Below are 22,289 nucleotides of genomic sequence, written 5' to 3' on the forward strand. Positions count from 1 at the left end.
CAGTTTCGTAATGCTAAACTCTTCTTCCTGGATCGCTGTCACCTGCTCATCGGCAGTGCGCTCTTCCTGACCAAAGGTCGCTGTCGCGGTGTTGTCCACCTGACCTGCGTCCAGATCGTCCTGGTCAATCGTATAAGTAGTCACGATCACCGTGTCCGCCTGTGGAGCCAAACTCGTAATCAATTGGCTCAGGCCAGTCAACGGATCCGTTACCAAAATGCCTTCCAACGTCACGTTGCCATCATTGGTCACCGTGATGTCGTAGCTGATTTCGTCTCCTACCGCATCATACGTCTGTGGCGTCGCCAGTTTCGTAATGCTAAACTCTTCTTCCTGGCATATAGGTACAATCGTAGGCGTGTCATTATCCACAGCTGTCCCAGAAAGATCTGACACAGTTTTACCATTCGCCACTCCACTAGCAGTGGCCTGGTTTTCTACTTGTCCATTTTCAATGTCTGTAGGAGTAATCGTATAAGAAGCCGTGTAAGTCCAGCTTTCGTTTACATCCAAAATAGCATCCCCATTTCCATTATTAGAAAGAGTAAAGGATACAGCTGGGTTTGGAGCCTGAAATAATGGATCTGAGAGCTGAATGTTGCTTAAAGGAAAGGCTCCATTATTTGTAAGTAAAAAGCTGTAATTGATAGTTGGATTTAAAGTCGGATCCAAACAATCTTCTCCAGAAGGTCCATTTGTAGCAGCCTTTACTAAAGTAAGGCTGCATGAATCCACTTTTATTGTGACTAAAGCCTTTGTGCTTTCGCATTCTCCAGACTTAATCTGGCTTATGTAATAGGTAAATGTACCTGCAGTTGTTGTTGAAATACTAGGCGCCGCAGCTAGGGGATTCATTGCCGAATCATACCACTTAATAGTATATCCCTGTGCGGGTGTAACAACAGGTGTCTTATTTCCATCACCTATACAATAATCAAAAGAAGCAACAGCGGGAGCTGGCGCTTTATTTGGTATGGTTACACTTGTAGTTGTTGTTTTAGGACATCCTTCGCTTAAAAATGAATAAGTTACTGTGTATGTACCTGGGGTGCTATTAGTCAAATCAATTCTTCCCGTTTGAGAATCTATTGATAAGCCTTGAGTTGAAGAAAAAACACCACCAAGAACACCATCTAGCGTTACATCGGCAAAACTATTGCATAGGTCAGCAGGACTATAACTTATCTCAGCATTCCCTAAAACCAACTTCACTGGAACCGGTGCCACAAAATCCTCTAAAGAAGCAGTTGTAGAGCTAGAGGATTTAGTTTTTACAAAGACAGTCCCAATAGTCAATCCATCACATGGATTCCCTATCCCGGTAAAAAAAGCACTAACATTAATTGCAGCCTCAACAAACTGAAACTGAGAATAAGTATTAGTACCAAAAGCTCCTAAAGGTGCACTTACAGAGCCGGAACTATTAGTTGCGGCAAAAGCTATTGGACCAGGAAATTGTTCAATGTAATCATAATTTGTGCCTGAAATTAAACTCCATCGGTAAAATCTTACTATCGGATTAGACCCGCCGTTGGTATATTCAACAGAAATTAAAAAATCGCCAATAGTTCTTCCATTGTGTGGGCCTGATGCTGTAAAGGGTCTATTGTTACCTGAGGTACCTGTTGCGGCAATAGTCCCCTGTAAAAACTCAAAATCAATGTAACTAGTACCATTAGTCTCTAATCTGTCCGCACCAACAATGATCCATTGATCATTAGTAGCGTCTTCTGCAAGATGGACAAAAACATTCCCAATATCAGATTTTCCAGAAGTACTATTTAATTGCCATTTCCAAGTGTTATTTGGATTATCATTAAATTTTCCTCCACCTTGAAATACATTATCAGTAGAAGGTGAATATGGATCTTGAAACCTAACGGTCCTAACCACATTTACAGGGGTCCCATTAGCATTAAACAGGAACCCACCGGATCCAGAACCACCTTGAACCCAGTCGCCAGCCCCATTGGTTGGAGAGTTAGATATGAGATTTCCATCAATTTCAAATCCTCCTGCAGGAGTAGTAACTGGTACTACTTGCCCAAATGAAAAACTTGAGATAAGGAAAATTGCGAAAAGCAAAAAGAGATTTTTCCTCAAATGAGACTTTTCCCCTAAAAAATTATTGCTGCTGATATTCTCATCTATTGGATGATCGTTTGACATGTGATCCATATCGTTAGTATTTAAAATTTCTCGAGTACGTAAAAATTCTCTCATAACCTTATTAATGTATTGATAGAAGCTCTAAAACTGTTTTTATCAGAATTTTATATTGAAATACCTACATATTCAATGCAAAAACTCCTGGTAAAAAAAGTGGCTTGATATCCCGGTAAACCTATAAATCAAACCACACACAATTATCATAGCCACATTTATGTCGTAAAAGTACATTTAATTGTATTTCATATCCAAATAATTCTGCAAAAAATATTACATGTAATGCAATTTTATAGATATGAAATTATTGTTATTGTGTTTAAAAGTATATTTAATTAAATAGTTATGGTTAATTTTACCAGAATTCCTCTCCAAACCAAATGAGATTATAATCCTATTTTTAGGGAGAAATTAAATTCCTTGTTGATAAAAAAATGATTAATACAGACTCATCTTTAAAAAACCCAAATCCAGAAATTATTTTTCGGTCTCAGCGTGAGACTTCCCGTGAATGGAGAAATTCTTCTTATGAGGAAAGGGTAAGTCGATTAAAAAAAATAAGAAACTGGATAAAAGATAATCAGCAAGCGATCCGTGAAGCGCTAAAGAACGATTTTAGGAAGCCTGAAGCAGAAACAGATCTCAGCGAAATATTCCCAGTAACTGCTGAAATCAATCATAGTATTAAAAACCTGAAAAAGTGGATGAAACCTAAATCGGTCTCAACTCCACTTCCCATGCTAGGAACATCCAGCAAAACATATGTAGAGCCTAAAGGCACTTCACTGATTATATCTCCATGGAATTATCCCTTTAACCTAACTATTGGCCCACTGATTTCAGCCCTATCCGCGGGCTGCACAGCCGTGATAAAGCCCTCAGAGATGACTCCTCATACTTCTGAACTGGTCTCCAAAATGATTTCTGAGCTTTTTGAACCAAGTGAAGTCGCTGTAGTTTTAGGTGAAGTTGAAGTTTCAACCGAACTACTTAAACTACCTTTTGACCATATATTTTTCACTGGAAGCCCGGCAGTTGGGAAAATTGTCATGAAAGCTGCAACTGAAAATCTAAGTTCAGTCACGTTGGAGTTGGGTGGGAAATCTCCTGTTATTCTAGCAGAGGATGCTGATTGTAAAGATGCTGCAGAAAAGATCGTTTGGGGAAAATACGTTAATTGTGGACAGACGTGCATTGCACCAGATTATATATTAGTCCATGATTCTCTCCAAGAGACTCTCATCTTGGAATTGAAGGTAGCATTACAAAAAATGTACGATCCTGATTATACTGGAATAGAAAAATCACCTGATTTGGCTAGGATTATAAATGATAAGCACTTTGAAAGACTGATTGGAACTATAGAAGATGCTTTATCGAAGGGTACTGAGATAGCATTCGGAGGAAAATATAACCCAGAAACCCGCTACATTGACCCAACTCTTTTAACCAAAGTTGATGATGAAATGCAGGTTATGCAGGAGGAAATCTTCGGCCCCATCCTACCTATTTTAAGCTACAGCACCTTAGAAGAAGCTATAGAATATGTCAATTCTAAACCAAAGCCATTAGCACTTTACTATTTTGGTAAGAATCAGGAAAATACTTCAAAAGTTTTAAAGGAAACAAGCTCAGGGAATACTGTACTTAATGATTGTGTAATCCATTTTCTCCATTTGGAATTACCATTTGGGGGTGTAAATAATAGTGGAATCGGAAAAGCACATGGTTATCATGGGTTTTTAGCTTTCAGCAATGAAAAAGGGGTGCTCAAGCAAAGAGTCGGACTTAATAATGCAACTCTGCTAAGGCCACCCTATGGTATAAAGGCAAAACAAATTATTGCTTCACTGATTAAATGGTTTTGAAAATGAGGAATAGGTTTTATTGCGTCTCTAAAAAAATCACATTTGGAATATTTATTCTTGGCGCTTTTTGGAGCTGTACTTCCAATGGAGATGAGACCCCATCAGAGAGACTCGAATCATTAGACTTATCCGATCAATCGTATGGATCAGAACCCAATCAATTGATGGATGTGTACTTACCTGCCGGTAGATCAACAACAAATACCCCCCTACTAATATATATTCACGGGGGAGCCTGGGTAGAAGGTAGCAAAGAAGAATTTAAACAATTTAGATCATCCCTTTCGGCTGCTTTGCCAGATTATGCTTTTGTATCTATCAACTACAGCTTATATAACTTTACAACTGGCACAAATAAATTTCCAACCCAAGAAAATGAGGTAATAAAGGCGATAAACTATATCCTTAGCAAATCGCTTGAATGGAATATTTCTGACACTATAATACTTGCAGGAGCAAGTGCAGGTGGACATTTAGCATTATTACATGCCTACAAGCATGAATCAGTTGGCAATGTAACAGCTGTGGTAGCCTTTTTCCCTCCCACCGATCTAGCTGAATTATATGATTATAGCTTCCTTACAATTACTGGTCTCGGAGGACTTTTAGGAAGCAGTCCAATGGAAAATCCTACAGCCTATGCCAATTCCAGCCCAATTACATTTATTGATGGTGAGTCAGTTCCGACTATATTTTTCCATGGCACAGCAGATAACGTAGTACCTTTTTCCCAAAGTGAAATTTTAGAAGAAAAATTATCTAAGGCTGGTGTAAAGCATGAATTTACCAAAGTCCTGAATCAGGGACATGGATTTACCTTAGAAACTTATCCTGTATTGTTTCAGCAAGCAGCAGCCTTTATCAAGGAACAGCAATAAAAAATCCCGCCAAAAGAGCGGGATTACCATATTTTCAGACTCGCTCGAGTCCCGTAGATTGGGCTCTCGATTTGATCGCCTGTACTACTTTTTCCGAAGGTTGAAGCTGGATTTGATCCATCTGCTCTATTGTGCTCAGCATTTCTACGTATTCTTGCATCAGTGATTCATCACTGTGTAAGGCTTGCACTAAGAGCTCTTGTTCTACCTCCGACATTTCCTGATAAATATATCTTACCAGATCATTTGGGGTAAATGGTTTTATCATATGCAAAATTTAGTTGTTTCATCTTCTTCCGCAGATGGATTAGCGCGTATCGCATCCTTCCAAGAGCAGTATTAATACTCACACCTGTCTGATCTGCAATTTCCTGGAAACTCATATCCAGATAATGACGCATAATCAGGACCTGCTTTTGAGTTTCGGGAAGCTCTTCGATCAGGCGCTTCACTAGCTCAATATTCTCATCCCGTACCTGTCGGTCTTCCACATTTTCCTCAGCAAATCTTAGCGAGTTAAATATATTAGAACCATCCTCCATCAGTATGGTTGGATATCGCTTGGCTTTTCTAAAATAATCAATAGCCAGATTGTGAGATATCCGCATCACCCAAGGCTGAAACTTCCCCTCTTCGTTGTATTTGTCTGAGTTAAGTGTTTTTACCACTTTCACAAACACATCTTGAAGTAAATCTTCAGCTACCTTCTGATCCTTAACGATCAAAAATATTGTGGTGTACATTTTACCTTTATAGCGATCTACTAATAGATCAAAGGCAGCATCACTACCATTTCGATACTGTGCAATCAATTCGCTGTCCTTAGGACCAATTCGTTTACTCATTTTAAGTTGGTTTATTATAAACGTAAAGGTCTAGGCCATAGTATCCAGTAAGGGTGAAAGAAAAAGAAAGATTTTTAAAAGTAGGATTTCGAAAACAACTCTGCAAAGAAAATTCAAGGATTTTATTTCACAAAGCATAAGAAGAACACAATCCAAATTTTATTTTTCAAATAAAGACGAAGGCGATATTTTATTTGAAACATACAAAATCCAGACTACTCATTAACCAATGTTTATGCCAAAAAATGTTAAAATTCACATTAAGAGCAAAGTAAATTGAACCTGTCCAAACAGAACATTTCAAGTGCTTTGTGTAACTTCGCGTAGATAGAAATTTAAAATAAATACAATGGAATTGAGCGGAAAAATTATCCAAAAACTACCCGAAGTAGGTGGAACATCAAAAAGTGGTAACTCTTGGAAAAAGCAAGAATATATACTGGAAACCCCAGGGCAATATGCTAAAAAGGTTTGTGTATCAGTTTGGGGAGATAAAATCGATCAATTCGCCATTTCCGAAGGTGAAAATGTAACCATGAGCATAGACGTAGAAAGTAGAGAATACAATGGTCGGTGGTATACTGAAGTGAAGGCTTTCAAAGTAGATAAAAATGGCGGTGGATCGGCCCCTTCAAATATGCCTGAAATGGATACTTTCCATTCGGATGGAGAAGAAGATAAATTACCTTTCTAAAAACTTCGGTCCTATGTGGGATGATGACGATGATGATGAGTCAGGATGGGATGAAGACGATGAATTCGACGCGCGCAAGGAACACGAAAACATCTATAAGCACCCATTAATGAAAAAGGCAAAGGACATCTTTGCCTTAACTAGAGCGTTGGTAGGAAGTCTAGATGAGGCTCGAAAGGAGCTTTATGGCAATATCATGATGGAAGACGCGATGGTTTTGAGTGCCAAATTCGCTGCTGCAGAAGCAATTTCTGACTACGTACTCAAAATGGAAAAGGCTATGATCATGAAAGTTCATGCGAAAAGCCTTAATACAATGACTTATCAACTAGGAATGGAAGAAACCCACGCAGAGGAGCACCTAGAATTGCTTAGAGAAGCTGTAGAGGAATATCGCCTGCTTTTTATTGAGTGGCAAAAGGGATTTGACTCTTCTGAGAGAAATGATGACGGATGGGGAATCTTTACGGATTAACCACTTCCAAATTGGAAGCCGAAATACGCCCCTACCCCCATCAAAACCAACGTGATCACTCCCATCAGGACTAACACATCCAACGGAACTTCCCAAGGCACATCTCCGATTTTAAATCGAATTATCTTTTTCCAATTCATAGCATCAAGTAAAAATGCGGCTCAAGAGCCGCATTTTTTATTTCTTTAAAATCTCTTTCCAGCCTTTCGCTTCTATCTGAGCGGCTGACTCCTCTACTTTTTCCTTCAATGTCTTTTTATAAGTATCCAAGCTTTCTCCAACTTTAGAATCGAATGATCCCACAATTGAAGCCGCAAGAATCCCGGCATTTTTCCCACCATTCAACGCGACTGTTGCTACAGGAATACCTCCTGGCATTTGCAAAATTGACAAAATGCTATCCCAGCCATCGATGGAATTTGAGCTTTTGATAGGAACTCCGATTACGGGAAGGCTAGTCATCGAAGCTACCATTCCCGGCAAATGCGCTGCTCCACCAGCTCCAGCTACGATTACTTTGATCCCACGCTCTCGAGCAGAATGTGCATAATCAATCATGCGCTGTGGGGTTCTGTGTGCAGAAACTACTGTTAGCTCATAGTTTACTCCCAATTCCTCTAGCATTTGCGCAGCTTCTGCCATTATCGGAAGATCCGATTGGCTGCCCATGATAATTCCTACCTGTGGATTCATGATATAGATTTGATTTTGATTAACTCTTTTATTCGCTGCGCTTTTTCTTTCAAGCCTGCAACGGTATCTGATACTACCGTCACATGCCCCATTTTTCTAAAAGGCTTTGTTATTTTCTTGCCATACAAATGAATGTAAACACCCTGCTCTGCAAGTGCTTCTTCCTGCCCTTCTACCAAAACTGGCCCTGTAAATCCATTTTCTCCAAGTAAATTTATCATTGCAGCCGGGCATCTCAAGTCAGGATTTCCTAGCGGCCAGTTCATCACGGAGCGTAAATGCTGCTCAAACTGCGAGGTATAATTAGCCTCTATGGTATGGTGACCACTATTATGTGGACGCGGCGCAACTTCATTGACCAGTACTTCCCCATCTTTGGTGACAAACATTTCTACAGCCAAAATCCCTACCATTCCAAGTTTGAGAATCACATCCTTAGCGATCTCTTCAGCTTTTTCTGCTACTTCTTTACTGATCTCTGCTGGCGCAAAAAGAAACTCTACCAAATTAGCCGTTGGGTGAAAAGCACACTCTACAGCAGGATAAGCGATCAAATCCCCTGCCTCATTTCTTGCTACAGTCACTGCAATCTCCTTATCGAAATCAATCAATTTTTCTAATAAACCCGGAGCATCAAATGCTTTATCCAAATCAGCTTCCGACCTCAATACCTGAACACCACGTCCATCATAGCCTTCTTTACCCAGTTTATTTACAGCAGGAAGAAAATCAGCATGGTGGATAACTTCGGCTTTATCCGAAGTCAGAATAAAGTCCGCAGTAGGAATCCCGTTCAGTTGATAAAACTGTTTTTGCTTCCGCTTATCTTTTATCAAGCTCAGTATATCAGGCTGTGGATAAACCTTCTTTCCTTCACGCTGCAATTTTTCAAGTGCCTCGGTATTAACACTTTCAATCTCCACCGTGATTACATCACAGCCGTGACCAAATGCATACACAGTATCAAAATCTTTCAGCGATCCAACCGTAAATCGCTGGGATAGATCCTTGCATGGCGCGTTCGGATCTGGATCCAAAATGTGGATATCCTGATTATAGTTGATTGCCGACTGAATAAGCATTCGGCCCAATTGACCTCCTCCGAGGACTCCCAAAATGGGTGATTGCGATGGTATTGCCATAGTTTATTTGTAATCAAAAATAAGATAATCTCAAGAAACAGAACTCACTTTTCTTGATGAAAACGAATTCCCATCAACTCCATGAGTTTATGTGCATTGAAACTCGGGCATGCCCCCCGTTTAATTTTGTAATCAAAATCAATAGTTTGATCTTGGATCTCAGAATGAAAACTGAAATTTCTCACTGAACTCATTCTTTCCTCCAAGTCTGCTAATTCAATATCGTGAGTACTGATGATTCCAAACGCATTGGTGTCATCCACTTGCCTAATCAATGCTTCTGAGCCAGCAATACGATCTTCCGTATTTGTGCCCTTTAAGATTTCATCCAGCAGAAAGAAAATTTGCTCTCCTTTTTCGATCCGATCTATCAATTTCTTAATCCTGCTGAGCTCCGCATAAAAGGAGCTCACACTTTCTCCCAAATTATCCGAATTCCGCATACTGGTGTAAAGTTGAAAGTCACTAAACCCAAATTCCTCAGCGAAAGGTCTTAAACCTAGATTGACCAACACACAATTAATCCCGAGCGTTCGCATAAAGGTGGTCTTTCCGCTCATATTTGCCCCAGTAAGCAAAATGACTCGCTGATTCACATCAATCTCGAAGTCATTAGGAACCGCAATTCCAGGTGAAAGCAACGGGTGAGAGACTGACTTTGCTTTGATTCCCTTTTCTATAGAAACAATCTTTCCTTTTCCACCGACTTCATTTTCAAATGCTCCTAAGGAAATTAACACTTCCCACTCTACTAGCTGAGCTGGAAAGTGAGCAACTAGATGACCATGTTTTTTCTTCCAAGAAACTAGCTTGACGTATAAAAACAAGTCTGTCCAAAAAATGAAGTTGATCGGGATATACAGGATATTAATCCGGTTTTGAATCCAAAGTCCTAAACTATCCAACTGATCAAAAAGTGTCGAAGCATTAACCTCTTTGGTGAGAAATGGAGCCTGCATCTCCTTCAGAAGGGGTGAATGCATCTGTTCCTTTTCCAACACAGCCAGCCAATAACGATAGGTTTTCAATTGATGACGACTTGGAATCGACTCAGCGGCTTTTTTCAACGGTTTAAAAACCATTCCCAAAAAGACCATACCAATCAAAACCCAAACACCGAAAAGTGCTCCAGGGACTATTCCTATAAATATTAAAACGGAAAGGGTCAAACCTCCAATTGGACCTAGGAAAGCACCCATGGTAATTAACAGTGTACTCTTATCACTTTCTTCCAGCCATTTGGTCCAGCCAGAATTTGATTTCTCCTCATTGTAAAAAGCAATTCCTATGCTTTCCATCGCTTGAAGAAACTTAGATTTTAAGGATAACTCATGGGAGGCTTCTCGAAATGCCCCTGCTTTGTCCAAGTCAAACTCAGATTTCATTTTGGAAGCAAGGGTTTCCTTGCCTTTCTTAGAGACCGTGTGATTCAGGAGTTGGAATAAGGAGTGGTCTCCAAATAGATCCAAGTCATTGGAGAAAGGATGAGCTTTTTCTTGAAATTCATTACCAGCATCAAGATCTTTTAGGTTTCTTCCAACTCGCTTTTCTCTAGCCAGATTCATGGTCTCAAGCGCTAAATAAATAGCCTCCTGATCTTTTTGATAATTATACTTTCTAATCAAAGAAATGAAAATGGCTACCGAGACTCCAAAAAACAATAACCAAACTGGACTCTCCGCTACCGCCAAAACAAATAATCCTCCCATACCAAAAAAGACTAGCAAACGCAATAAAGAGTAGGTTCCGACCTTACTTTTGACAGCTTTCAGCTTTTCCGGCAGATTAGAATTTTCAAAATCAAATCCTTTCATGCCCAAAGATAGGAATTGAATCAAGCTAACTAATCAAATTGGCGCAATCCTTGACACCTATTCAAATTTTTAGCAAGTCCTGGACGTTTATCATTAACTATATTGGAATTATGAAAAATACCAAACCTAAAAAAACGACTGAAAAGGAAATAGAACCTGAGGACTGGGACCTTTCGGAGGGAATGGGAATTCTACCTGACGATATCTCATTTACTCAAAACATAGGCTGTGTAGGCGGAAAGTCCAAAAAGCCAAACAGTTCAATAAAGAAACCAACTAAATAATTACCAAAATCTATCGTAAAATACCATGAAAAACACACTTAACCCCGCAATTTTATTTCTGATGATCTTCGGCATCATGCTCGTATACAGCTGTGATATGAATGAAGAACCGCCAGTACCAAACCTTGCAGTTGTCAATGAAGACGTGGAAGTCAATATGGCATTTGAGGATTTGGATAACCTTACACTCTCAGTTCTGAGCACTAGCGGACTCAGCGCAAGAACTTCTGTAAATATCCCAGCTTCTACTATTTGTGAAGGAGCAATAATCACCTTAGATGAAAGCACAAAGACAATTAAAGTTGATTTTGGTGATGGCTGCACCAGCGAGAATGGCGTTCTTAGAAAAGGGGTCGTGAATTTGGCCTACACTGGCAACCTATTAATAACTGGTGCAAAAATCACCACCACATTTGAAGGCTATGAAGTCAATGGTTATAAAATCGAAGGCACAAGAACGCTTACTAATAAAGGTGTGAGCCTCGAGAATGGCACGATCACTTTGGAAGTAAAAATCCAAAATGGAAAAGTTACTTGGCCTGATAATACGTTTGTCACGTTGACAAGTGACCAAGTCCGTGTCATCAAACTTGGTACACAAGGAGAATATGAAGCTTCCATTACAGGTACAGCCTCCGGCACAAGTCGTGAAGGACTTAACTATACAACTTCAGTTACTGAGGCATTGGTTTACACAAAAAGCTGTATTGATTCAGGAGTGAGAATCCCAAGTTCTGGCATATTGGCGTTTCAGTACAATGGTATTGATATTACTGTAGATTACGGAGATGGAGCCTGCGATAAAATGGCTACAATCTTCTATCCAAATGGATCGTTGCCAGTTACACTGGATTAATTCAATTCCAATAATAAAATCAAAACGGCTATCTTTCGATTTAGCCGTTTTTTTTATGGACAAGAAAATAATTGAAGGTTTTGAGCATGTCAGATATGAGCGTCCTCAGCTCAGTCTTGAGGAAATGACCTTGCGATCGGAACAATTTTATCGGGAAATGGATCAACGTAGGACGGTTAGAGAATTCGATTCGCGTCCAGTTCCAATCGAGCTTTTGGAAAACATCATCCTCACAGCAAGTACAGCTCCCTCCGGCGCGCACAAGCAGCCATGGACTTTTTGCTTAATCTCAGATCCTGCTATCAAAAAGAAAATCAGAGATGCTGCCGAGGAGGAGGAAAAAATTAGCTATTCGAGCCGGATGCCGGATCAATGGAAATCTGATTTGAAACCATTGGGAACAAACTGGGAAAAGCCTTTTTTGGAAGAAGCTCCCTATTTGATTGTGGTGTTTAAGCAATCCTATGGAATGGAAAACGGTGAAAAGGTACAGCACTATTATGTGAACGAATCTGTGGGAATTGCCTGTGGATTTCTAATAGCTGCAATTCACCAAGCAGGACTCACCGCAGTGACCCATACGCCAAGCCCGATGAATTTCCTGAGTGAGATTCTTGCAAGACCATTTAATGAAAAACCCTATTTACTAATTCCAGTTGGCTATCCAAAGGCAGAAACCTACGTCCCAGATATCAAAAGAAAGTCACTTGATGAAATCATAAAAAGGTTTTAAAAACAGAAAGGCGATCGTTTGATCGCCTTTCTGTTTATTGAGCTTCAAATTAAGAATTTGCCTCTTCTTCTGCTGCTTTCTCTTTAATTTGATGTACTACGCGTTGAGGGAAAGGGATTTCAATTCCTGCCTTTTCAAATTCCGTGTTGATCGCTTCCATCCCGTCAAAGTGCATAGGCCACAATTCACTTGATTTGGCCCAAACACGAACCACCAAGTCCAACGAGCTATCTCCAAAATTGGTTAGTGCTACGAAAGGTGCAGGGTCTTTCAGGGCGCGAGGATCATTTTCGAAGATATTCAGGATTATTTCCTTAGCCTGTTTAATGTTAGTGCCATAAGCCACCCCGACATTCAGTTCTGTTCTTCGAGTTGCTTGGGTACTCATATTTACGATATCTGAATTTGCAAGACTACCGTTTGGAAGCACGACTTCTTTATTGTCGAAAGTCATCAAGTGAGTGTACAAAATCTGAATCTTGTCTACAGTCCCTGTATGACCTTGAGCCACTATTACATCTCCGACTTCAAAAGGTTTAAATCCTAAAATCAGAATACCCCCTGCAAAATTTGAAAGAGAACCTTGCAATGCCAAACCTATAGCCAAGCCTGCAGCACCAAATATAGCTACTGTAGATCCTAGTGGTGCTCCCAAAATACTGGCCACACCCATGAATAAAGTGATGTATAATACGATTTTAACAAACCCAAAAAGAAATTCATTTAGAGAAGGATTAGTCTCCCTCTTTTCCATGAAATTTCTCAATCCCTTTAAAAGTGCATTTACAATAAGTTTACCTATAAAGTAAAAAATTATGGCAAATATGATTCTTGGTACTATTAAGTACGCCAAGTCTATCGCACGTTCATAAAATGCATTTACCGTTTCCTGAGAAAATTCCATGTTAATTAATTTTGGTTGATGATTCTTTAAAATAAATAGTCACTTGCCAACGAAAAGCCCAATGCCAGCTAATTTTAAAATTTTCTATAAGTGCAGACTGCAAAACCCTTTCCCAATCTGATCTCGAAAAGCTCCGCAAAACCGATAAACATGCATCATTCCGAACCATTTTTGACTTGCTAAATACCCGAGTCAACCACTTAATACTATAATATGCAAATGGATGTCTGTGCAAATCGTTAATGACTATTCCTAAGCGGGATTTTGCTCGAAGAGAGTCCAGCAATGCTACTAACTCGCTGTCTGTAAAATGATGTGTAAAGAGCGTACACGTAGAGATATCAACTTTTTCAATAGAAAATTCAGCTTCAAAGACATTTTGAGTTTCCCAAGTGACTTCTGTTAAGTCAAATAATCTAACCCGCGCAAGGTCAATAATGTTCCTGTTTGCGTCGATTCCAATAAAATTAACCGCTTTTCCACGACTTTTGGCCCAGTTATTCATCACTCTGATCATATCACCACCACCGCAGCCAATGTCTGCTACGGTATAGGAATCTTGTGGATAGCTCTTAAAAATCTTTGCCAAGCCAGCAGTAGTCACATAATTTCCCCCCAGCCAGCGGTTAATGGTTTTTAGCTCGCGCAAAGTCTGATTGAGTTCTTCCCCTGAGCAATTGAGGTCATCCATCAATTCTTTCTCTTCACTTCGCTGCGCAAATTTGCCCATCACTTTTCCAAAAGTAAAGTTTCTAACGTAAGCCCTGGACCAAATCCCATAGATAGTATATCTCCTTGAATTTGCTCGTCACGCATCATTCGCTCTAATACAAAAAGTATGGTCACTGACGACATATTTCCAAATTGCTTGAGCACTTCCATTGCATGAGCATTGACCGATTCTTCCAGGCCGAATGCCTCTTGAACTTTCTGGAGAATCTGTTTTCCTCCAGGATGAATCGCAAAGTTATCCACTGTGGATAACTTGAATTTCTGCTCAAATTTCTCTTTCAATTGGCCAATACCTTGATCCAGAAGGGTTGGAATGTACTTACTTAAACGCATCTCAAAACCAAAATCTCCGATCCCCCAAGCCATATCTTCCTCGCCATCACGAAGTACCTGACTTAGGTAAGATTTGATTTTCAAGCCCTTTTCAGACCGCATCACCAAAGCCGCAGCTGCACCGTCGCCAAAAAGTGAATTTGCAAGAATATTATCCTCCACATATTCCTTCTGAAAATGCAAGGTGCACAACTCCACACAAACCAACATCACTTTTGCATCCGGCTCAGCTTTCACTATTTTATCTGCCAATTTCAACCCTGTAAATGCAGCATAGCATCCCATGAAATGAATGCAATAGCGCTCCACTGTATCCTCTAGGTTTAGACTTTTCATCAAGGCCAGCTCTACTCCCGGAGCCATCATTCCGGTGCAGGACACCAAAATTAAATGAGTAATCTCCTGTGCTTTTACATCAGATTTTGAAAGGCAATTTATCACCGCCTCTTCGCAAAGATTCGGAGCGGTCTGACGAAAAACTTCCATCCTAGCCTTTGTGCCAGGGAAGGGTTCGAAGTCCTTAGAGTTTGGAAAAAAAGAAAAGTCCTTGGGGTCTGACTTTTCAAAATCATTCAACACACTATAGCGACTGGTAATGCCGGACTTTCTGTACAAAAAACCTAATTTCCTTGACTCCACCTCATCCAACTGATGCGCCTTCTGCATAAAGCTGGCTATTGCTGACTGATTGATAGGATTGCCCGGATTTGACACGCCTATGCTTACGATTCCACTAGTCATAAAGAGAAGTTCGAGTTTGGGGAAGTTGACTTCATGTATAAAAATTTAGTTGGTCTTGCTTCTATCATTAAATAAACCCTTGAATAATTGATTGACCCAATTCCAAGTTCTATTGATCAAGTTAATTGAATATATCTAAATTGGCTGAATGCATGGTAACTATCTCCCTCTGGAATAGTTATCAGCCCAACCTCATTTACGATATGATCTCTATTTCTAGCCTTAAGCATCTTCGAATTCCCTTTTCTCTCTTTTTGATGCCCATCTTTTTCTTTGCTTTGGCACTCACTCCCAATCATAATGAGTCGAGAATACTTTGGGTTTTTATTGCACTTCATCTTTTTCTCTACCCATCAAGTAATGGCTACAACAGTTATTTTGATAAAGACGAAGAAAGTATCGGCGGGCTGAAGCATCCACCAAAAGTCACCAAAGACCTTTATTGGCTTTCACTGGTCTTTTTCCTGGTTGCGATTGGAATCGGTGTAAGTATCAATTTCAGTGTTGCGATTATGATTTTGATTTATGGACTGGTGAGTATGGCCTATTCTCATCCTTCCATCCGGATCAAAAAGTATCCATGGCTGAGTTGGTTCATTGCTGGATTTTTCCAGGGATATTTCACCTTCGCCACGGCTTATGCTGGCCTGAGCAATTTAAGTTATGAAGTACTTTACAAGCCACATGTACTGATCCCGGGACTATTGACCAGCTTGATGCTATGGGGAAACTATCCGCTGACACAAGTTTATCAACATGGAGAAGACGCTCGGAGAGGTGACCGAACGCTAAGCTTATTCTTAGGAATCAAAGGCACTTTCCTCTTTTCTGCATTGACATTTATGGTGACTGGCGCAGGATTCGCATGGTTTTTTTTGGGTCGAAATCAACTCGATATTCTTTGGATTTATCTAGCTGCGATGACTCCGATTATGCTTTACTTTTTGATTTGGTTTAGTTTTATCCGACTGAATCCTACGAAGTATGCGAATTATAACTGGGCTATGGGGATGAATTATTTCTCGGCATTAGCACTCAATGCATTTTTCATTTATTACTTTCTGGAAAACACGCAGATATTACAAGCTTTGGGTTATTAAAAAGGTTTTCCGTGGGTATTTTTTATGATTTGGTCTGAAATAAAAGGAACATGCTGAATCAACTTTCTTGTCAAAATTGACGCTTGATAAGAACCGAAAAGACGCTGAACCTTCCTGCCTAGCCAGAGTCTCCGCTCAAAAAGTGATTTCCAGGAATGCACATATCGCGCTTCAATTTCTTCTCTGGATTTTCCTTCCAAAATTGCTTCCGCTGCCAATTTCCCAGCATGAATAGCCATAGCCATTCCATTGCCACAGAGTGGAGTGATTAATCCCGCAGAGTCTCCTGCCATGAGAATATGATTTTCCACAGGTTTTTTTCGTTCAAAATTGATCTCATTAATCACTTCTGGCTTGTCAAAAAGGAACTCACTATCTGTGAAAAATGGTCTCAGGCTGGGGTTTTTCCACAATACTTCTCGTTCCATTGCTTCTATCGAACCATATTTTCGGAGCTGTTCCCGATCTCCGAGATAGCACAAGTTAACTTTACCTTCCTCTATGGTATTCAATCCACAATACCCTCCTTTGAAGTTATACAGTGCTACAGTACTTCTATCGAAATCTGTTTTTATGTGATATTTAACGCCGATATAAGGACTTCTCTTTTCGATGAAAGCTCGGTTTAGCGTTTTGTCCAGTTTTGATCTCTTACCAAAAGCTCCGATTACATTTTCAGCCCTCAACTGTGATCCATCGGCCAACTCGAGCCTGAATAAATTCTCTTTCTCATCAAAGACCACAGACTCTACTTGAACTCCCGTTTGTACAGCACCACCTTTTTCTAGCACTTTATGGTAGATATGATCATCTAGCACATAGCGGCTAAGCCCAAATCCTCCAAGGTCTAAAGGCGTTGAAACGCTTTTCCCAGCAGTATCGGAAAACAAAAACCTGTTGATCTGAGGCAATTCAAATTGACTTGGCAGCAGGTCTTCCCGTTGTAAAAAATCAAGTACTTCATTAGATAAGTATTCACCACAGACCCTATGAAAAGGATAGCTTTTCTTTTCGACCAAAAGTACTTCTCGTCCGGCCTTGGCCAATAAATAAGTTGAAATCAAACCTGCCAGTCCACCACCAATTACAACTGTATTGTGTCTATCGTTCACAGTTCTGCCTTTAAATTTATATATACACCGTTCATCAAAAATGGATGCTCTTTACAGATCCTTTCTAGAAATTCACGGTTTAGAAAATACCTAACCAAATAATAACTATGAGAAATACGCTACCCAAATTACTCAGGAGATTAACATTAGTCCTTGGTGTAATGGGTGTGATGTTTTATTCTACGGATACTTTTGCTCAGAAAAAGAAGAAAAAGGATGCCAAGAAAGAAGCGGCTACACCAGCAACCCCTGCCAAACCAAAAGGTAATGATTCAGATCCAAAACCTTACAAAGAGGTAATCACTGCCAAGGCAAAATCAAAAGATGGCCTTTTCAAGGTCCATCAGATTGAAGACAAATACTATTACGAAATTCCAGATTCCCTTCTAGGAAGAGACATGTTGATGGTCACTACCATTGCCAAAACTGCCGATGGAATTGGCTATGGTGGAGAGCGCACCAATACGCTAATGCTTCGTTGGGAAAAGTACAACAACGATATTCACTTGAAAGTTATCTCTGTAAATAATTTTGCAGCAGATTCCCTTCCTATCGCCTTAGCGGTAAAAAATTCCAACCTGGAGCCAATCCTACAGAAGTTTGCTATCAAATCTCTCGCTACAGATTCTACTGGAATCGTGATAGAGGCGACGGATCTATGGGCAAAAGATGTACAGGCAGTTGGCCTACCTAAAAATGAGCGTACGCAATATAAAGTCACTCGACTAGATACAGACAGGTCGTACATAAGTCATATCAATACGTATCCAATCAACATTGAAGCGCGGTACGTGATGACTTATCTTGCAAATGACCCTCCATCAAACAGTTCCACTGGTTCAATTACATTGGAGATGAACTCTTCTATGTTACTACTTCCGAAAGAGCCAATGAAGCAACGATTGGGCGATCAGCGTGTGGGATGGTTCAGCCGTTCTATTGTAGATTATGGAGCTGATGCTCAAAAAGCGCAGAGCCGTACCTTCCTTGACAGATGGAGACTAGAAGTGAAGGATGAGGACATGGCGAAGTTCAAGGCTGGCGAATTGGTAGAGCCTAAAAAGCAGATTGTTTATTACATAGATCCTGCTACTCCTAAGCAGTGGATCCCTTATTTGATCGCTGGAGTGAATGACTGGCAGGTTGCTTTTGAGGCAGCAGGTTTCAAAAATGCCATCGTTGCTAAACTAGCTCCTACTAAAGAAGAAGATCCTACTTGGAGCCCTGAAGATGCGAGATATTCTGTGATCAGATATTTTGCTTCCGATATTCAAAATGCGTATGGACCTCACGTGTCTGATCCAAGATCAGGTGAAATATTAGAATCGGATATCGGATGGTATCACAACGTAATGAACCTATTGAGAAACTGGTTCTTCATCCAGACAGCTGCGATCAATCCTGAGGCACAAAGTGTGCAGTTCAAAGACGAAGTGATGGGCCGCTTGGTACAGTTTGTCTCTTCTCACGAAGTAGGTCATACGCTTGGACTTCCTCACAACTTTGCCTCTTCTCATGCTTATCCAGTGGAGAAACTAAGAGATGCGGCATTTACCAAAGAAATGGGAACAGCTCCTTCAATCATGGATTATGCGAGATTTAACTACATCGCTCAGCCAGGGGACGAAGGTGTCAGCTTAATGCCAAACGTAGGCCCTTATGATAAATATGCCGTTGCTTGGGGCTATAGACCAATTCCTGATGCTGCTACTCCAGAAGATGAGTTGGCAACTTTGGATAAGTGGATTTTAGAAAAACAAGGTGACCCGATCTACCGATATGGACGTCAGGGAAATAGCTATGACCCTACTGCTCAGAGTGAAGATTTAGGGGACAATTCTATGAAAGCTTCCGAGTATGGTATCGCTAACTTGAAGCGTATCATGCCTAACCTGATGGATTGGACTTCAGAGCCGAGTAAACCTTACAAAGATTTCGAAGATCTGGAAGAAATGTATGGACAGGTGATTACGCAATTCAATAGATATATGGGTCATGTAAGAACCAATATCGGTGGTGTAGCTGAAGTTTACAGAGCTGTTGGACAGGATCTACCAGTGTATACACATACTTCAAAAGAAATTCAGAAGTCAGCTGTTGATTTCTTGAACAAAGAACTTTTCACTACGCCAGAATGGATGATGCAAGATGACATCTTTGCCAGAACAGAGGACTTTGGAGCATTGGAAAGAATTCGTGGAGTACAGGCAGGCACGTTGAATTCAGTACTTGACTTAGGAAGACTAGGCCGAGTAATCGAAAACGAAGCCTTGAATGGTAATGAAGCATATAAGATGACAGAGCTATTCGATGACCTGAGAAAAGGCATCTGGACTGAGCTATCGTCCGGTAAGACAATTGATGTTCACAGAAGAGCATTACAGAGAGCTTACATTGAGCGTATGGAATATTTGATGACCAGCGATGGCCCAACTATTCCAGCTAACTTCAGAAGATATGTAGGCCCGCAGATCAATGCATCACAGTCAGACATCAGGCCGATGGCAAGAGGTGAATTGAAAATCTTACAGAGAGATATCAAATCAGCAATTGTTAGAACTTCAGACAGAATGTCTAAGCTTCACCTAGAAGATGCTTTAGAAAGAGTAAATACTATTCTTGATCCGAAGTAAGAGTTTGAAAATATAAAGTATAAATGGGCGTCAGTTTTGGCGCCCATTTTTTTTAAAGATCTCTCGCGGCGAAGCAACGACGCAGCGATTTCCTTTTTATCTTTTTTAATCAGGATCTGCTTTTTTATAAGTAACTCACCTTTGAAAAATTTGGGCACAACAATCCGTGATTGTAATAGTAAAAAAAAACGTTGCGTCGCCACTCCGCTGCGAGAAACGAATGTCTTGAAATCAATTTTTGATTAGTTTTGTTTCAAACACATGAACATGTCATCACCACTTTCCATACTTCAAAGTCATAAACTACGCATCACAGATTGTCGTCAGGAGATTATCCGAGAGTTTCTGGACAAGCAGGTGGCTTTGGCTCACTCGGATTTAGAGGAATCGCTGGATAGCCAGTTTGATCGGGTGACGATTTATCGCACACTAAAAACATTTGTAGACAAAGACGTAGTGCATAAAGTTCTCGATGACAGTGGAGCCACTAAATATGCGCTTTGCTCTCATGAAGAGGCAGATCATAATCACGAACACGTCCATTTCAAATGTGAAATCTGTGGAGAAACTACCTGTCTAGAATCTATTACCCTTCCGAGCATCAAACTACCCTCAGGCTTTAAAAAGAAGGAAATGAATTTATTGGTGCAAGGAGTTTGCAATAAGTGTCATTAAAATTCGACGGGCTCAGGAATTCTCGATTTTGGTGAATCACTTGGCCATTGCACCCCTGGAGGTAAATCTATCTTTGGTGGTGTAAAATCCTCTACTCCGCCATCTCCATCATCTTCACTCCTACCACCCTTTCTTAAAGAGTTTTTAGTCATAGTCGCCATGACATATATCAAGATGACATATGCCAAACCACAAAGGATCAAATCGATTACAAGACTGCTCATCGCTAAAAGTTTGAGATAATATAATTGAATACAAGATTTAAATCAATGGTAGAGCCGATTTGTTTTCGAATAAAGATGTTTTTTATGATTTAAGCGGGCTTGCTAATTCCCTTGGATAGGTGGATATTTGCGCTCTGAAAAAGAAAAGTGATGATAGTAAAAACAAAAAAATATCAACTCCCTACTGGCACCTATATCAAAATGGCTTTGGTCAATGTTTTGAAGGAACAATGGTGGGTTATCCCAATAGCATTAGTAATTATGTGTGGTTATTTTTGGATTCCCTCGATTTGGTGGATCATCGGCGCATTGATAGCATACGGACTTTATGTGCTGTTTTGGGCGATCCAGTTTACAGGAGTGACTCAAATGGAGCAAAACAAGGTGATTTTCGATAAAATGGCTTATGAAATCGACAGCCGTCAAATCTTGATGAAAATCAATACCAAACAAGGCATGCCCGTGCAATGGAACATGATCAAAAATGCAGAAGTAAGAAAAGACGCTTTCGTTCTTTATATGTCCAAAGCTCAATTTATACATCTTCCTTTCCGGATTTTCAACTCAGATAATGAGCGAAAATTTATGGAAACAATCCTAAAGCGTAAGGAACTGATCAAATAAGCACCTCCCAATACATCGCAAAAAGCCTCCTTAAATTGGAGGCTTTTTGCGTTTTACAGGTATAGATATCTAATTTACCAATCGAGAAATTACAGAAAATTTTATCTCTGATTTTAAAAGCTAGACAACATTTCAGGCTTTCACAAAAAAAAAGCCCATCCAAAAGGATAGGCTTCAAAGGGTTGAAAACAACTTTTCAATTACATTGGAGGCATGATCACTGTATCGATCACGTGAACTACTCCATTATCTGCTTCAATATCTGCAGCTGTTACTGTTGCATTGTTGATCATTGCTTTTCCATCCATCAAAGTCACTTTGATTGAGCTTCCTTCTACAGTTTTTGCCATTTGACCGTTTTTCAAGTCAGAAGACATCACTTTTCCTGGCACTACATGGTAAGTAAGAATTTTTACCAATTGAGCCTTGTTTTCTGGCTTTAGTAAATTCTCTACTGTTCCAGCTGGAAGCTTTGCAAATGCATCATTTGTAGGAGCAAATACTGTAAATGGTCCGTCTCCTTTTAAAGTACCCACCAAATCACCTGCTTTCACAGCTGCTACCAAAGTGGTTAAGAAATCTTGAGAAATTGCCAAATCAACAATATCGGCTTCAATTTTTGTCTCATGGACTGCATTCATTTTTGGTGCAAAAGAAGATGCAACTATTAGCATCGTGAGCATCATTACTATTCCTAATTTTTTCATTGTTGTTAAGTGTTAATTTTAAAATTGGTTGAATACCCCTATAACACTACTTATAA

At 40.0% G+C, this 22,289-nt stretch carries 24 protein-coding genes; 11 read left to right on the top strand and 13 right to left on the bottom strand.

From position 1 onward, the window contains the following. Positions 1-2,178: DUF7507 domain-containing protein (locus LV83_RS18940; protein WP_158530628.1), on the bottom strand; the 2,178-nt coding region annotated here is incomplete at its 3' end. Between the two features lie 422 nt (positions 2,179-2,600). Here LV83_RS18940 and LV83_RS18945 point away from each other — a divergent pair. Then, the gene (locus LV83_RS18945; RefSeq protein WP_111613143.1) at positions 2,601-4,034 is read left to right on the top strand and encodes an aldehyde dehydrogenase family protein; all 1,434 of its coding nucleotides are present in this window, start codon (positions 2,601-2,603) and stop codon (positions 4,032-4,034) included. Between the two features lie 2 nt (positions 4,035-4,036). Continuing rightward, complete coding sequence (locus LV83_RS18950; protein WP_158530629.1) at positions 4,037-4,912, top strand: alpha/beta hydrolase; 876 nt, start codon at positions 4,037-4,039, stop codon at positions 4,910-4,912. A gap of 34 nt (positions 4,913-4,946) precedes the next feature. Here LV83_RS18950 and LV83_RS18955 read toward each other — a convergent pair whose 3' ends face one another. Continuing rightward, positions 4,947-5,180 (bottom strand): hypothetical protein, encoded by a 234-nt coding sequence (locus LV83_RS18955; RefSeq protein WP_111613145.1) that lies wholly within the window; start codon positions 5,178-5,180, stop codon positions 4,947-4,949. Then, positions 5,155-5,757 carry an RNA polymerase sigma factor gene (locus tag LV83_RS18960; RefSeq protein ID WP_111613146.1) on the bottom strand — a complete coding sequence of 201 codons (603 nt, stop codon included), beginning with the start codon at positions 5,755-5,757 and terminating at the stop codon, positions 5,155-5,157. Before LV83_RS18960 ends, LV83_RS18955 begins: the two co-directional genes overlap by 26 nt. Before the next feature lie 349 nt (positions 5,758-6,106). Between LV83_RS18960 and LV83_RS18965 the strand changes: the two genes are divergently transcribed. Continuing rightward, positions 6,107-6,451 (top strand): DUF3127 domain-containing protein, encoded by a 345-nt coding sequence (locus LV83_RS18965; protein ID WP_111613147.1) that lies wholly within the window; start codon positions 6,107-6,109, stop codon positions 6,449-6,451. Next, positions 6,423-6,926, top strand: a complete 504-nt coding sequence (locus LV83_RS18970; protein ID WP_245947101.1) for a hypothetical protein — start codon at positions 6,423-6,425, stop codon at positions 6,924-6,926. The genes LV83_RS18965 and LV83_RS18970 overlap by 29 nt, the downstream gene beginning before the upstream one ends. On the opposite strand, the gene LV83_RS21490 is transcribed toward LV83_RS18970, so the two are convergent. The 4 genes from LV83_RS21490 to LV83_RS18985 are packed head-to-tail and all read right to left on the bottom strand — an operon-like array spanning position 6,923 to position 10,575. After that, entirely contained in the window at positions 6,923-7,066 is a 144-nt protein-coding gene (locus LV83_RS21490) for a hypothetical protein (RefSeq protein ID WP_170124587.1), read from the bottom strand. The genes LV83_RS18970 and LV83_RS21490 overlap by 4 nt on opposite strands. Before the next feature lie 37 nt (positions 7,067-7,103). After that, on the bottom strand, positions 7,104-7,619 hold the full coding sequence (gene purE / locus LV83_RS18975) for a 5-(carboxyamino)imidazole ribonucleotide mutase (protein ID WP_111613148.1): 516 nt from the start codon (positions 7,617-7,619) through the stop codon (positions 7,104-7,106). After that, on the bottom strand, positions 7,616-8,761 hold the full coding sequence (locus LV83_RS18980) for a 5-(carboxyamino)imidazole ribonucleotide synthase (RefSeq protein ID WP_111613149.1): 1,146 nt from the start codon (positions 8,759-8,761) through the stop codon (positions 7,616-7,618). Before LV83_RS18980 ends, purE begins: the two co-directional genes overlap by 4 nt. 44 nt (positions 8,762-8,805) lie before the next feature. Continuing rightward, positions 8,806-10,575: a MutS-related protein gene (locus tag LV83_RS18985; RefSeq protein ID WP_111613150.1), complete on the bottom strand. Its 1,770-nt coding sequence runs from the start codon at positions 10,573-10,575 to the stop codon at positions 8,806-8,808. Positions 10,576-10,685: 110 nt separating this feature from the next. On the opposite strand from LV83_RS18985, the gene LV83_RS21495 reads away from it, so the two are divergent. Genes LV83_RS21495 through LV83_RS18995 form a run of 3 tightly spaced genes read left to right on the top strand, consistent with a single transcriptional unit; the run spans position 10,686 to position 12,448 of the window. Then, on the top strand, positions 10,686-10,859 hold the full coding sequence (locus LV83_RS21495) for a hypothetical protein (protein WP_170124588.1): 174 nt from the start codon (positions 10,686-10,688) through the stop codon (positions 10,857-10,859). Positions 10,860-10,884: 25 nt separating this feature from the next. Further along, entirely contained in the window at positions 10,885-11,715 is an 831-nt protein-coding gene (locus tag LV83_RS18990) for a hypothetical protein (protein ID WP_146613764.1), read from the top strand. Between the two features lie 55 nt (positions 11,716-11,770). Then, a complete protein-coding gene (locus LV83_RS18995; RefSeq protein WP_111613152.1) occupies positions 11,771-12,448 on the top strand; it encodes a nitroreductase family protein in 678 nt (225 codons plus the stop codon). A gap of 49 nt (positions 12,449-12,497) precedes the next feature. Here LV83_RS18995 and LV83_RS19000 read toward each other — a convergent pair whose 3' ends face one another. From LV83_RS19000 to LV83_RS19010, 3 genes are read right to left on the bottom strand one after another with little or no spacing between them, the layout of a single operon-like run. Further along, entirely contained in the window at positions 12,498-13,352 is an 855-nt protein-coding gene (locus LV83_RS19000; RefSeq protein WP_111613153.1) for a mechanosensitive ion channel family protein, read from the bottom strand. A 1-nt stretch (position 13,353) separates the two neighbouring features. Further along, on the bottom strand, positions 13,354-14,082 hold the full coding sequence (locus LV83_RS19005) for a methyltransferase domain-containing protein (protein WP_111613154.1): 729 nt from the start codon (positions 14,080-14,082) through the stop codon (positions 13,354-13,356). Continuing rightward, positions 14,082-15,158: a type III polyketide synthase gene (locus tag LV83_RS19010; protein WP_111613155.1), complete on the bottom strand. Its 1,077-nt coding sequence runs from the start codon at positions 15,156-15,158 to the stop codon at positions 14,082-14,084. The genes LV83_RS19005 and LV83_RS19010 overlap by 1 nt, the downstream gene beginning before the upstream one ends. A 152-nt stretch (positions 15,159-15,310) precedes the next feature. Between LV83_RS19010 and LV83_RS19015 the strand changes: the two genes are divergently transcribed. Continuing rightward, a complete protein-coding gene (locus LV83_RS19015; RefSeq protein ID WP_317046702.1) occupies positions 15,311-16,258 on the top strand; it encodes a UbiA family prenyltransferase in 948 nt (315 codons plus the stop codon). On the opposite strand, the gene LV83_RS19020 is transcribed toward LV83_RS19015, so the two are convergent. Further along, entirely contained in the window at positions 16,255-17,370 is a 1,116-nt protein-coding gene (locus LV83_RS19020) for an NAD(P)/FAD-dependent oxidoreductase (protein WP_111613157.1), read from the bottom strand. The two genes, LV83_RS19015 and LV83_RS19020, sit on opposite strands and share 4 nt — an antisense overlap. Before the next feature lie 107 nt (positions 17,371-17,477). On the opposite strand from LV83_RS19020, the gene LV83_RS19025 reads away from it, so the two are divergent. Both LV83_RS19025 and LV83_RS19030 read left to right on the top strand, forming a co-directional pair. Next, complete coding sequence (locus LV83_RS19025; RefSeq protein WP_111613158.1) at positions 17,478-20,003, top strand: zinc-dependent metalloprotease; 2,526 nt, start codon at positions 17,478-17,480, stop codon at positions 20,001-20,003. 267 nt (positions 20,004-20,270) lie between these two features. Then, positions 20,271-20,678 (top strand): Fur family transcriptional regulator, encoded by a 408-nt coding sequence (locus LV83_RS19030; protein WP_111613213.1) that lies wholly within the window; start codon positions 20,271-20,273, stop codon positions 20,676-20,678. Here the strand turns inward: LV83_RS19030 and LV83_RS19035 are convergent. Continuing rightward, the gene (locus LV83_RS19035; protein ID WP_111613159.1) at positions 20,675-20,902 is read right to left on the bottom strand and encodes a hypothetical protein; all 228 of its coding nucleotides are present in this window, start codon (positions 20,900-20,902) and stop codon (positions 20,675-20,677) included. The two genes, LV83_RS19030 and LV83_RS19035, sit on opposite strands and share 4 nt — an antisense overlap. A 150-nt stretch (positions 20,903-21,052) precedes the next feature. Here LV83_RS19035 and LV83_RS19040 point away from each other — a divergent pair, with 150 nt between their 5' ends. Next, positions 21,053-21,526: a YcxB family protein gene (locus LV83_RS19040; RefSeq protein ID WP_111613160.1), complete on the top strand. Its 474-nt coding sequence runs from the start codon at positions 21,053-21,055 to the stop codon at positions 21,524-21,526. A gap of 200 nt (positions 21,527-21,726) precedes the next feature. Here the strand turns inward: LV83_RS19040 and LV83_RS19045 are convergent, their stop codons facing one another. Beyond that, positions 21,727-22,233, bottom strand: a complete 507-nt coding sequence (locus LV83_RS19045; RefSeq protein WP_111613161.1) for a fasciclin domain-containing protein — start codon at positions 22,231-22,233, stop codon at positions 21,727-21,729. Positions 22,234-22,289: the final 56 nt, after the last annotated feature.

The sequence above is a fragment of the Algoriphagus yeomjeoni genome, assembly GCF_003259505.1.
GTDB classification, from domain to species: Bacteria; Bacteroidota; Bacteroidia; order Cytophagales; family Cyclobacteriaceae; genus Algoriphagus; species Algoriphagus yeomjeoni.

Coding starts and splice junctions, on each gene's coding strand:
- LV83_RS18945 (WP_111613143.1), top strand. CDS start 2,601: ATGATTAATACAGACTCATCTTTAAAAAACCCAAATCCAGAAATTATT.
- LV83_RS18950 (WP_158530629.1), top strand. CDS start 4,037: ATGAGGAATAGGTTTTATTGCGTCTCTAAAAAAATCACATTTGGAATA.
- LV83_RS18955 (WP_111613145.1), bottom strand. CDS start 5,180: ATGATAAAACCATTTACCCCAAATGATCTGGTAAGATATATTTATCAG.
- LV83_RS18960 (WP_111613146.1), bottom strand. CDS start 5,757: ATGAGTAAACGAATTGGTCCTAAGGACAGCGAATTGATTGCACAGTAT.
- LV83_RS18965 (WP_111613147.1), top strand. CDS start 6,107: ATGGAATTGAGCGGAAAAATTATCCAAAAACTACCCGAAGTAGGTGGA.
- LV83_RS18970 (WP_245947101.1), top strand. CDS start 6,423: ATGGAGAAGAAGATAAATTACCTTTCTAAAAACTTCGGTCCTATGTGG.
- LV83_RS21490 (WP_170124587.1), bottom strand. CDS start 7,066: ATGAATTGGAAAAAGATAATTCGATTTAAAATCGGAGATGTGCCTTGG.
- purE (WP_111613148.1), bottom strand. CDS start 7,619: ATGAATCCACAGGTAGGAATTATCATGGGCAGCCAATCGGATCTTCCG.
- LV83_RS18980 (WP_111613149.1), bottom strand. CDS start 8,761: ATGGCAATACCATCGCAATCACCCATTTTGGGAGTCCTCGGAGGAGGT.
- LV83_RS18985 (WP_111613150.1), bottom strand. CDS start 10,575: ATGAAAGGATTTGATTTTGAAAATTCTAATCTGCCGGAAAAGCTGAAA.
- LV83_RS21495 (WP_170124588.1), top strand. CDS start 10,686: ATGAAAAATACCAAACCTAAAAAAACGACTGAAAAGGAAATAGAACCT.
- LV83_RS18990 (WP_146613764.1), top strand. CDS start 10,885: ATGAAAAACACACTTAACCCCGCAATTTTATTTCTGATGATCTTCGGC.
- LV83_RS18995 (WP_111613152.1), top strand. CDS start 11,771: ATGGACAAGAAAATAATTGAAGGTTTTGAGCATGTCAGATATGAGCGT.
- LV83_RS19000 (WP_111613153.1), bottom strand. CDS start 13,352: ATGGAATTTTCTCAGGAAACGGTAAATGCATTTTATGAACGTGCGATA.
- LV83_RS19005 (WP_111613154.1), bottom strand. CDS start 14,082: ATGGGCAAATTTGCGCAGCGAAGTGAAGAGAAAGAATTGATGGATGAC.
- LV83_RS19010 (WP_111613155.1), bottom strand. CDS start 15,158: ATGACTAGTGGAATCGTAAGCATAGGCGTGTCAAATCCGGGCAATCCT.
- LV83_RS19015 (WP_317046702.1), top strand. CDS start 15,311: ATGGTAACTATCTCCCTCTGGAATAGTTATCAGCCCAACCTCATTTAC.
- LV83_RS19025 (WP_111613158.1), top strand. CDS start 17,478: ATGAGAAATACGCTACCCAAATTACTCAGGAGATTAACATTAGTCCTT.
- LV83_RS19030 (WP_111613213.1), top strand. CDS start 20,271: ATGTCATCACCACTTTCCATACTTCAAAGTCATAAACTACGCATCACA.
- LV83_RS19035 (WP_111613159.1), bottom strand. CDS start 20,902: ATGAGCAGTCTTGTAATCGATTTGATCCTTTGTGGTTTGGCATATGTC.
- LV83_RS19040 (WP_111613160.1), top strand. CDS start 21,053: ATGATAGTAAAAACAAAAAAATATCAACTCCCTACTGGCACCTATATC.
- LV83_RS19045 (WP_111613161.1), bottom strand. CDS start 22,233: ATGAAAAAATTAGGAATAGTAATGATGCTCACGATGCTAATAGTTGCA.